General features: G+C 44.8%; 2 protein-coding genes and 1 pseudogene. All 3 read left to right on the top strand.

Annotated elements, in window-relative coordinates:
* On the top strand, positions 1-189 hold a 189-nt coding region (locus F6K54_RS42190; protein WP_293090455.1), incomplete at its 5' end, for a hypothetical protein.
* 457 nt (positions 190-646) lie between these two features.
* Positions 647-1,947, top strand: a pseudogene (locus F6K54_RS42195) (RNA-guided endonuclease InsQ/TnpB family protein).
* Between the two features lie 202 nt (positions 1,948-2,149).
* Entirely contained in the window at positions 2,150-2,686 is a 537-nt protein-coding gene (locus F6K54_RS42200; RefSeq protein ID WP_293090456.1) for a jacalin-like lectin, read from the top strand.
* The last annotated feature ends 585 nt before the right edge of the window (positions 2,687-3,271 follow it).

The following is a 3,271-nucleotide window of genomic DNA, read 5'->3' on the forward strand; positions in this document are numbered from 1 at the left end:
CCCACCCCTAACCCCTCCCACTCCCAACCCACCCCTAGCCCCTCCCAACCCACCCCTAGCCCCTCCCAACCCACCCCCAGCCCCTCCCAGGAGGGGAGGGGGAGACAGGAGGAACGGGGAATGAGCGAAGAGGTAGGAGCGGGCGTTTTGTCTCTCAATTTTTCTGCCATAATCATCCTAAGATACTAGCATGCATGAGCTTTTTCTACCGAAAATAGGCGCACTTTTTTCAACTCTAAAATGCTAAAACCAATATCATATCATGTCCGATAGCATCGGAGCGTGTATAAAATTAAGGTGACAATGAAAGAAAACCTTCTGCCTCCCCCCCTTTCAAAGGGGGGTAGGGGGGATGCCTCCTGCCTTCGGACAACCATTGTCTAATTATTCAACCGGACATCATATCAGTCAATACTTTTAGAATTAATCAGCACGCCCGAAAATAGTACAAATTGACTAATATATATTATAATAGTGGCCGAAAAATTTTCAGGAGTTGGTTTATGCTCGAAAAATTTTTTTATCTCAACGTTGGCATTTATACCCGCGCTCTCCCGTAGGGGAGCGAAGGGATGGGAATGCCAATCAATAAGAGCGGTTTTACGAATAATCTGTTAGAATGTAAATGTTGAAAAGTAGGTAGTAGATGGTTGAAAAAGCGTACAAATTTAGATTTTACCCAACTCCGGAGCAGGAAAGTCGGCTCTTGAGAACTTTGGGCTGTGTACGTTTAGTCTACAACAAAGCCTTAGCTGCCAGGACTCAAGCTTGGTATGAACACCAAGAACGAGTCGGCTACAAACAAACCTCAGCTATGCTGACGAACTGGAAAAAACAGGAAGATTTAGATTTTCTCAGAGAAGTAAGTAGTGTACCGCTTCAGCAAGGCTTAAGGCATTTACAAACTGCTTTTCCTGCGGAATGCTGCGCAAACACCAACTTTTTTAGCGGACGGACTAAATATCCTAAATTTAAGAAAAAACGTAATGGTGGTAGCGCAGAGTTTACAAAGTCTGCTTTCAAATGGCTTGATGGTAAAGTCTATCTAGCTAAATGTTCTGAGCCATTACCGCTCAGGTGGAGTAGGCAACTACCCCAAAACTGTGCGCCTAGTACAATTACTGTTAGACTTGAACCAAGTGGTAGATGGTCTGTATCTCTGAGAGTGAACGATGTCAGGGATTTGAGGCTGAAGCCGACTAACTCTCCAAGTGGGGATTGACTTAGGAATAACAAGTTTACTAACAACAAGTGATGGAGAAAAAGTTGCCAACCCAAAGAATTTTCAGAAGTTACATAAAAAACTAAGGTTAGCCCAGAAGTCTCTGGATAGAAAACCCGACAAAAAGTCTAATAATTATCAGAAAGCGAGGCTGAAAGTAGCTAGAATACACGCCAAGATTAAGAATTCAAGACTTGATTACACCCACAAGCTAACTACTCAACTGATTAGAGAAAATCAAACTATTGTAGTTGAGGAAATAGCCGTAAAAAACATGGTCAAAAACCACAACCCACCCCCATCCCCTCCCGGGAGGGGAGCAAGAGGGGTGGGTAGTGATGCTAACTGGGGAGAATTAGTGAGACAATTAGATTACAAAGCTGATTGGTATGGACGAGAGTTAATCAAAATTGACCGATATTTTCCTAGTTCAAAGCGCTGCTCTAATTGTGGTCATGTAGTAGAAAAATTACCTTTAAGTATTAGAGAGTGGGATTGTCCTGAGTGTCGCAGACGCCATGATAGGGACATAAACGCTGCAATTAATATTTTGCGGATGGGAACCCGCGTCGGCGTCAGACGCAAGGGAACGCCCACCAAGAAGGCTGCGGGACTCGCAGCGTCAGCCTGTGGAGCGCGCTTTTAGACCCGAAGAGAGTAAATCCTTTCAGGCAGGTGCTATGTTAGCGCAGCTCCTCTGTCAAGAGGCAGCAGGAAGCCCCTAACAGCGATGCTAGGGAATCCCGCGCTGTCTCGTGAGAGCAGCGTCGGGAGGATGTCAAGTAGAACATATATTGAGCTATAAGGTATCAAAAATAATATTTTTTTTATAACTGTAAATTTTTTTGAATGATTCAAAATTTATGCTACCACATCAGCTAGGTTGTAGATGATGACAAATACCTTGAAAAATTGAGGTTCTAAGTAATGTTAAAGCGATTTTTTCAGTTTGTTGGACTATTGACTGCAGTAGTCTTGTTGAGTACAACTCTAGGGTTTTCTCCTGCCCAAGCCCAAGTTCTTAAAGGCCCTGTAGGAAGGACAACCACTGAGTTTTATAATTTCCCTAAAGCCACCACATTAGGTCCAATTGCTGAAATCACTGTTCATCATGGATTTATTATTGATGGCTTTGAGGTAACTTATGCCAATGGAGAATCATTTGAGAATGGAGGTACTGGGGGCGGCAAGACCACCATCTCTTTCAGTGAGGATGATCCATTAGTAGAAGTAAGTGGTTACGTTGCTGACTATTCATATGCTGGCAACGAACCCTTAATTGCTCAATTAACATTTAAGACTCTGAAGGGCAATATCTATGGTCCGTTTGGTACTATGCAAGCAACATCAAACCCAGAACCATTCACCTTGAAAGCTGCCCAACCCACTATTCAATCATTCTTCGGCAGCGCCTCTGGTTATCTGACCTCTTTGGGAGTTTATATCGAAACTGAGTGCGAATAAACCGGAGATAGTTCTTAACAAAACTCGCTGAAAAAAGCAGAGTGCGGGGAGTGTGAGAGGGGTGGGGAGAAAGAGAAAGAGAAAGTAGGAGGAATAATTGTAGCTGTATCTTTCTGTGTTTGTCTGCCCAAAGTCTTAATTTTTTGGTCACTCAAGCTGAAAAGTTGGCATTTTTTTTTCGCTCCAAAAAGGCACTTACTTTTATATGTCAGTGCTTTGAGATTTAATCAACAAACCCTAGCTAATCTCTACTCCCCCACTCCCCTTTTCCCCTCCTGGGAGGGGGAGGGGCGAGGGGTGGGTCCCCCACTCCTTTTCAGCAAACCCTAATTAGGGCTTGCTGATTAAACCTAAACGTCTTTAAAGATAAAGGTAAGTGCCTTTTTGGGTCTGAAATACCTTGGTTTTCAGCTGTTCATGCTCAAAAATTTACCATTTTAGGCAAAAGTTGGGCAAAAAAAAATTACTTTCCTACTCCCCTACTCCCCTACTCCCCCACCCCCCCACCCCCCCCCCCCCCCCCTCCCCCCCCCCCCCCCCCCCCCCCCCCCCCCCCTCCCCCCTCCCCCCCCCCCCCCCTCCCCC

This window comes from Okeania sp. SIO3B5, assembly GCF_010692555.1.
GTDB lineage: Bacteria > Cyanobacteriota > Cyanobacteriia > Cyanobacteriales > Microcoleaceae > Okeania.

Excerpts from the sequence above, each read along its gene's own strand:
- F6K54_RS42200 (WP_293090456.1), top strand. The coding sequence starts at position 2,150 with ATGTTAAAGCGATTTTTTCAGTTTGTTGGACTATTGACTGCAGTAGTC.